The 7,779-nt window shown below is 51.1% G+C and carries 5 protein-coding genes; 4 read left to right on the top strand and 1 reads right to left on the bottom strand.

What is annotated here, in order from left to right; translation table 11 throughout:
- The first annotated feature begins 71 nt into the window (after nucleotides 1-71).
- Complete coding sequence (locus HKN79_09045) at nucleotides 72-914, top strand: phosphatase PAP2 family protein (GenBank protein NNC83712.1); 843 nt, start codon at nucleotides 72-74, stop codon at nucleotides 912-914.
- A gap of 29 nt (nucleotides 915-943) precedes the next feature.
- On the opposite strand, the gene HKN79_09040 is transcribed toward HKN79_09045, so the two are convergent.
- The gene (locus HKN79_09040; GenBank protein ID NNC83711.1) at nucleotides 944-2,494 is read right to left on the bottom strand and encodes a T9SS type A sorting domain-containing protein; all 1,551 of its coding nucleotides are present in this window, start codon (nucleotides 2,492-2,494) and stop codon (nucleotides 944-946) included.
- 131 nt (nucleotides 2,495-2,625) lie between these two features.
- On the opposite strand from HKN79_09040, the gene HKN79_09035 reads away from it, so the two are divergent.
- The 3 genes from HKN79_09035 (at nucleotide 2,626) to HKN79_09025 (ending at nucleotide 7,467) form a co-directional block, all read left to right on the top strand.
- Nucleotides 2,626-3,723: a hypothetical protein gene (locus HKN79_09035; protein ID NNC83710.1), complete on the top strand. Its 1,098-nt coding sequence runs from the start codon at nucleotides 2,626-2,628 to the stop codon at nucleotides 3,721-3,723.
- Nucleotides 3,720-5,192: a sigma 54-interacting transcriptional regulator gene (locus HKN79_09030; protein ID NNC83709.1), complete on the top strand. Its 1,473-nt coding sequence runs from the start codon at nucleotides 3,720-3,722 to the stop codon at nucleotides 5,190-5,192. Before HKN79_09035 ends, HKN79_09030 begins: the two co-directional genes overlap by 4 nt.
- 163 nt (nucleotides 5,193-5,355) lie before the next feature.
- Nucleotides 5,356-7,467, top strand: a complete 2,112-nt coding sequence (locus tag HKN79_09025; protein NNC83708.1) for a DNA mismatch repair protein MutS — start codon at nucleotides 5,356-5,358, stop codon at nucleotides 7,465-7,467.
- Nucleotides 7,468-7,779: the final 312 nt, after the last annotated feature.

Raw genomic sequence — 7,779 nt, 5'->3', positions numbered from 1 at the left:
GCTCAATTGCTTCGCAAGAGAATGATGGGATTTGGCACTCGTAGTGCATCTACAGACCTAAAGCCACTACCATGAAAAATTCCTTTGTCCGATTCCTCCAGACACCCATATTCTTCTTGATCGCTCTTCTCATTCCTTTAAGTCAGCAGGCCCAGCAATCTGGAAATGTCTATGAATTGAACTGGGCCATCGATGCGCCAGTGATCGCAGGTGCGGGAGCACTCACCGGTTACGGATTCTCCATGATCTCAGAGCAGGATCCCATCGATGATGAGACCTTGGCCGGCCTTTCTGTGGACGGAATCAATCGCTTCGACCGCAGTTTTGCAGGGAATTACTCGATCAAGGCAGAGGAGCATAGTGACATCCTGTTCTACGGAGCTTTCCCTTATGGGCTCATCCTTCTTCTGGACCAAGAAGCCCGTAGTGAAGCGGGTACTATCGGGACCATGTACGTGGAGGCCCTGGCACTGGCCGCGGCCGGATATGCCACTGCTGCCGGGAATACCAGTCGATTCAGACCTTATGTATACAAATTCGATGAACCGGATAATCAAGAACTTCAAGACGACCGTAGAAGCTTACATGCAAGGAATTCATTCTATGGAGGCCATCCATCCATGGTAGCCGTGAGTACGGTATTCGTAGCCAAGACCTTTCATGACCTCAATCCGGATTCCGATCTGCGATACGCCCTCTGGGGTGTGGCAGCGGCCAGTACACTGACTACCGGCTATCTGCGGGTCCAGGCAGGGAAACACTTTCCTAGCGATGTGATCACCGGGGTGGTCATCTCTTCTAGTATCGGATTCTTAGTGCCTCATCTGCACAAGAGAGATAGAAAGGATACAGCTCTACAGATACTGCCTTACACGGGAGAACATACAGGGATATTACTCAGCAAACGTTTCTGAGCCAATTAAAAAGATTCCTCAAGTGAGAATCAACGGATAAGGACCTTCCCGGATCCCAGATCGCCATTCAGATTGACCGAGTAGAAGTATATGCCGGCATTCAATCCTTCCGTGTCGAAGGTGATGCGTTGCATTCCGGCATTGCGTTGGGCTTGATCTGCTATGCGTTCGACCAGCCGCCCATGTTGATCATAGAGGTAGATGCTGATCTGAGAAGGTCTCTCTAGTTCCATCTCGAAATAGAGGATATCATTACTCGGGTTGGGATAGACATGCATGGAGCCTGAATCCACCCATTCTATGCTGTTGAGGTCGGTGGGCAATTGGGTCAACTCTTCCAGATCGATATTCTCATCCCCCTCTTCATAGGCCAAGAAGGAGAAATACACCAAGAACATCTCATCGGTCGTATTCAACCCGGCACCCACATCCACTGGAGGGTCATTGGGGTTATGTGGATTTCCAGGGGTATTCTCATAGATACCTCGCCCATGGATCGTGGTCCAAGCTGGGATATGGATGAGATTCTGGAAGTTGTAGAATTCCTGCCAATCGAAATCCCAGTGCGGTATACGCACCAGAGGGATCGTGTCTCCGGCCAAGGTCACAGCGTATGACTCGATGTAGTCCCCGAGCAGATGCATATGGGGGAAGACATTGAGGAAGGACACATCTTCAGGGACATAACTCCACTCGGCCGTAACTTCTTCCACTGCATTGGCCTCTATAGTGAATTCCCAATCTTGGATCAAGGGAAAAGTGGTCACCTCGCGTATCTGTGTGTCATCCTCATAGAAGAAAAGACGCACCTTGGTGCTATCCAACTGTCCCGCACTCCCGTTGGGATAGTGCATGGCAAAAACGAGATTACTGCCTGCAGGGATGGTCACTCCCAGATTCATATCCTGTCCGTCACTGGGATAGATGGTCGGTTGCCCACCTGGGGTATACCCACCGATCAGCCCTAAGGCCGGACCTCCACACAGGCCGCTGGTATCCGTCTCGTAATCTCCTTCCGCATCGATGTAGACCAAGGCATGGTGGACGATCTCCGTATTTCCCGGAATGACCTCGAAGGCCCTGAGTTTCTTGTCTTCGGTCAGCCCAGTTGGGATGGCAAAGCATACATAGTCATCGAATGTAGCAGAGGCATTGCTGACATAATCAGGGATACGCACTTCTAGATCCGGAGTGGCTGTGATGAATCCGGCATCGTTGAACACTGGTGGAGGAGGAGCATCGGCTGCACTTCCCTCAGGAGAACCATTGGCCACCCAATCCACGATCGTCTGTACTTCCTCACTGCTAAGAAGTCGTTCTCCCAGGTAGTCCTGATAGTCAGAATCGGCAGTCCAAGGAGGCATATAACCAGTACCTACGGCCTCGAGTATGGCATTGACATTGGGTGCTACATCTTCGGTATAGTCGATGAGTGGGAAAGGGGCGATGCCCGCATCGCGATGGCATGTCGCACAATTGGCATAGACGATCTCGGCCACATCATCGGCCCATGTTACTTGGGCAGGTAGATCGCTCGATACGGTCAGCACGAATAAACAGAGAATGGCGAAGTGTTTCATTTTCAGCAGGATAATAGGTCTAAAATACGATGAATCCTTTACTCGACCTTGATTTACGAGAGCCCAAAAGACGAAGGATCACATTTCAATGGACAACACTCGGCCATCAAGCCCTGTCTTACCTTTGATTCATGCTCGGCCATAGATTCAGCAAATACATTCCTCCGACCGATGATCGGACACCTTTTGAGAAACTCCTGGAGTTGTTCTTGGAACTCATGGTGTATACCTCAGGGGATATCGATGAGACCTTCCGCTGGATGAAAGAGATCGATGATGAGCATGGCATCACCACTCCGGAGTATACGCTCAAGGATTTCCGAAAGGATCTCGAGGAGAAGATGTACATCGAGCAGAATCCGGATGGGGCGGGTGGTAAGCCCAGTGCCAAGACCGAGAAGCTCATCCGCAAGCGCAGCTTGGACCAGATATTCGGAAAGATGAAGCGAGGCGGAGCCGGGAAACATCGGACACCTCACGTTGGCAAGGGAGACGAGCAGACAGCCGATCGCAGGCCCTTCCAATTCGGAGACAGTCCCCAGCAGATCGATTTCACGGCCAGTATCCGTAACAGCCAGATACGCACGGGTATGGACGATTTCGACCTGCGAGAAGAGGATCTGGAGATCATGGAACAGGAGCATCGCTCGCAGATGAGCACGGTGCTGATGATCGATATCTCGCACAGTATGATCCTCTATGGTGAGGACCGTATCACTCCTGCGAAGAAGGTGGCTATGGCATTGGCGGAATTGATCCTGACCCAATACCCTAAAGACACTTTGGATATCGTGGTATTCGGCAATGACGCTTGGCAGGTCAAGGTCAAAGATCTACCATATCTCAAGGTAGGTCCCTTCCATACCAATACGGTCGCGGGATTGGAACTGGCCATGGATCTTTTGAGAAGGAAGAAGGTGGCCAACAAACAGATATTCATGATAACCGATGGGAAGCCCACCTGTCTGAAAGAGAAGGATGGAAGCTACTATCAGAACAGTTGGGGGCATGACCCCAGAATCATCAACAAGACCATCAATCTGGGCGTACAGTGTAGGAAATTGGGGATACCCATCACCACCTTCATGATCGCTCAGGACCCCTACCTGCAGCAATTCGTAGAGGATTTCACCGAAGCGAATAAAGGCAAGGCATTCTACTCCAGCTTGCAGGGACTGGGAGAATTCATTTTTGCAGATTATCAGAAGAACAAGCGTAGAAGGATATGAACATCGATAAGATACAGACACTAGGAGCACTCAAGAAATCCGGCTATGAGCCCCGAAGTGTGAAAGAAGAATTGAGAAGCAATCTACTGGAGAAACTCCGTGCGGGTGAACCGCTTTTCCAAGGCATCCGTGGATATGAACATACGGTCATACCTGCTCTGGAACGTGCCATACTTGCAGGACATAGCATCAACTTCCTCGGTCTACGAGGACAGGCCAAGACCCGTATGGCCCGACTGATGACCGAACTCCTGGATGAATACATCCCGGTGGTCGAAGGGTCGGATCTGAATGATGATCCTATGGCTCCTATTTCCGCCAAGGCGCGTAAGATCATAGAGGATCATGGAGATGAGACTCCCGTCACCTGGATGCACAGAAGCGACCGATATGCCGAAAAACTGGCTACACCGGATGTCAACATCGCGGATCTGATCGGTGATCTGGATCCCATCAAGGCGGCCAATCTCAAACTCAGCTATGCCGATGAAGAGGTGATCCATTTTGGGATGATCCCACTGGCCCATCGAGGAATTTTCGTCATCAACGAATTGCCGGACCTGCAACCGAGGATCCAAGTGGCCCTCTTCAATATTCTCCAAGAAGGCGACATCCAGATCAGAGGGTTCAAGCTGCGCGTTCCGCTCGATATCCAGTTCGTCTTCACCGCAAATCCGGAAGACTACACCAATAGAGGCGCCATCATCACGCCACTCAAGGACCGCATCCAAAGCCAGATCTTCACGCATTATCCGAAGAGCATCGAGATCGGGCGTTCCATCACCCAGCAGGAGGTGGACCTGAGCCAAGAGCAGAGATCGGCTGTAAGTGTACCATTGGTCATCGAGCGACTGATCGAGCAGATAGCCGTTGAGGCCCGTGAGAGCGAGTATGTGGATGAGAAGAGTGGAGTCTCTGCCCGATTGACCATCACGGCATACGAGAGTGTGGTAGGTGCCGTAGAACGGAGGATGGCCATGAACGAGGAAAAGAAGGGCTTAGCCCGCATCGCTGATCTCTCAGCAGCCATCCCCGCCATCGTAGGGAAGATCGAGATGGTCTATGAAGGAGAGCAGGAAGGGGCGGTCAACGTAGCCCACCGCTTGATAGGTGCTGCTATCCGGTCGATGGCTCCTACTTACTTCAAGGATATCGACCAGTTGGCCAATAAGAACAAGCCCGAGGCCAAGGAGAAGTACCGGGAAGTCCTGACCTGGTTCGAGCAGAACGAATTGGACCTGGAATCGGATTTCTCAGAAAAGGAATACAAGGAGGCCCTCTACCAAGTGGAAGGGCTGGATAGCGCGGTCACCAACTTGGGCCCCAAGAAGAAGGAAGACCCGCATGAAGTCCATATGGAATTCTTGATCCATGCACTGGCAGAATATTCTGTTCTGGATAAGAAGATGCTCGGCCCCGACCTCCGTTTCGTGGATTACTTCAGTTCGGTGATGCCATGGCAGGAGTAGGAGGTGGGTTCTGTCCCTCACAAGCTCGGGATTACAGGTTCTGGGTTCTGAGTTCCGGGTTCTTTGAGGACTGATCGACCTGGACGAACTGAGCTTCTGGATTCTAATTCAGGTAATTCCACATTCTTAATTCTGCATTCGTCATCCTTTACCTTTGCCTCTCATGCCCGGTATTGACGAACAGACCATCCAAGACCTTGAATTCCACCGCATTCGTGAGATGTTGGTGGAATTGGCCGTGGGACCTACTTCGCAAAAGAATTTCGGCTTGCTCACACCCATGAACCGATTCAGATCGGCACACGTACGATTGGAGGAGGTCAAGGAATTTTTGGACATCCGGAATGAGCAAGGGGCAGGCTTCCCGCGCTTGGAATTCGAAGAAGTTCAGAAAGACCTCAAGCGACTGAAGATGAAGAATGCGAGCCTCTTCCTAGAGGGCATTATACGGGTCTACCGCGCCAGTCTGCTCTGCAATGAACTCCTACAATTCTTCAAGCCCAGGAAAGAGAGCAGTCCGCGATTGTATGCACTGAGTCAAGAGACCTGGTATACCAAGGATATCATCAAGCCCGTGGACAAGGTACTCGACAAGCGCTTCAAGGTAAAAGACGATGCCAGTGAGCGATTGATGAAGATCCGGCAAGAAGTCAAACGCAAGCGTGCTCAGGTCAATCGCAATTTCGACCGACTGGTCAAGAAGTATGCTGCCCGGGGATTTCTGGGCGAAAGTCTCGAGTCATTCCTCAATGAGCGCAGGGTATTGTCCGTGGTCTCTAGTCATAAACGATCTGTAGCGGGCAGCAGTCTAGGTGGATCCCGCAGTGGACAGGTCACCTATGTGGAACCTCAAGAGAATGTCGCGCTCAATTTCGAGTTGGATCAATTGGGTCATGACGAGCAGAAGGAGATCGAGCGTATCCTGCAAGAACTCTCGGAGACCATTCGCGAGCAGACAGAGTTGGTGAAGAGTTATCAGAAGGTACTCACCCGTTTCGATGACATCAATGCCCGCTGCCGATTGGCCCTCAAGCTTCAATGTGAACTGCCCGGGCTGGTAGACGAGCCCTATCTGGAGTTGGTCCAAGCCTATCACCCCCTGCTGTGGCTCAGCAATCAGGAGAAAGGAGTGAAGACTGAACCTCAGAGTCTACTCATGGATGAAGGTGGTCGCATGCTGGTCATCTCCGGACCCAATGCAGGAGGGAAATCCATCACCTTGAAGACCATCGGACTCTTGCAATTGATGTTGCAGAGCGGTCTATTGGTCCCGGTAGACGCCAACTCCCGAATGGGCTGGTTCCACAAGATCCTCTCCGATATCGGGGATAATCAGAGCATAGAGAATCAGCTCAGCACCTATAGCTATCGCCTGAAGCGGATGAAGTTCTTCTTGGATCAGGCCGATGAGCACAGTTTATTGCTCTTGGATGAGTTTGGTACCGGTTCAGACCCGGAATTGGGAGGTGCTCTGGCCGAGGTCTTCTTTGAAAGACTCTATGAAAAAGGAGCCTATGGGGTCATCACCACTCATTACGCCAATATCAAGCTCAAAGCGGCAGAACTTCCTTTTGCATTCAATGCCAGCATGCTCTTCAATACAGAGACACTGGAACCTCGATACAAACTCTCTATCGGTCAGCCGGGAAGCTCCTTCACCTTTGAAGTAGCGCAGATGAACGGTATCCCCAAGCGATTGATCGAAAGTGCCAAGGGAAGGCTGGATCATAAGAAGGTGGAACTGGATAAGCTCATAGCCGAGCTACAACAGGAGAAGGCCGAGTTCGAAGATGAGAACCAGCGCATGCGCAAGGCCCAGCGGAGTGCCAAGGATGCAGAAGACGATATGCGTCAGCGACAGAGTCGCTATGAGGAACGACTGCAGACCCAGCAGAAACGCATCGAGCGCAACAACAAGTATCTCAACTCCGGCAAGAAGATGCATCAGTTCATAGATGCGTATACATTGGGTCGGGCCAATAAGGAATTGCTCAATGAAGTGAAGAAATTCCTCACCATCGAGAAGACCAAGTTAGAGGAGGCCCGCAAGCTCAAAGACCGGAAGGAGAAATCCGCAGCTAAGAGTCGAGCGCGCAAGGAGCGCGAGCGCAGACGCAAGAACAAGGTCAAGAAGCCCGTCAAAGTAGGGTCGACCGTGCGCTTGGAGAAGAGCAATCAGCGAGGTGAGGTCATCGAGCTCAAGGGTTCGGAAGCGGTGGTGATGTTCGGCTCCTTCAAGACCAAGGTCGGATTGGAGAAGCTGGTGGTCGTCTAGATTTGAAGAACACTCCCCTATTGAAAGAGGAAGCGAGTTCTGAATAGGAGGCATCTAGATAAGACCAGTATCTATTTGGCGAGTAGGGGTGTGTAATTGACTTTCATAACAATGACTGCATAGTCCAGTCCTCAGGTCCGGTCTCCTGAATTCTAAGGTGAGATAATTCGCCTTTCAGGTCAGAACTACCAGTCAACCGATTCGTGTGCATAACCGATCGATTTCACAATCCAAGGCCCTGACCCTCGTTCTACTTTTATCATCGTGAAGGAGTTCATGCTCAAATACCTCAAGAACAGATATGTCCTGGTC

The sequence above is a fragment of the Flavobacteriales bacterium genome (genome assembly GCA_013001705.1).
In the GTDB taxonomy this organism is placed as follows: Bacteria; Bacteroidota; Bacteroidia; order Flavobacteriales_D; family JABDKJ01; genus JABDLZ01.
This window is presented reverse-complemented; position numbering and strand designations above follow the sequence as displayed.

Coding starts and splice junctions, on each gene's coding strand:
- HKN79_09040 (NNC83711.1), bottom strand. CDS start 2,494: ATGAAACACTTCGCCATTCTCTGTTTATTCGTGCTGACCGTATCGAGC.
- HKN79_09045 (NNC83712.1), top strand. CDS start 72: ATGAAAAATTCCTTTGTCCGATTCCTCCAGACACCCATATTCTTCTTG.
- HKN79_09030 (NNC83709.1), top strand. CDS start 3,720: ATGAACATCGATAAGATACAGACACTAGGAGCACTCAAGAAATCCGGC.
- HKN79_09035 (NNC83710.1), top strand. CDS start 2,626: ATGCTCGGCCATAGATTCAGCAAATACATTCCTCCGACCGATGATCGG.
- HKN79_09025 (NNC83708.1), top strand. CDS start 5,356: ATGCCCGGTATTGACGAACAGACCATCCAAGACCTTGAATTCCACCGC.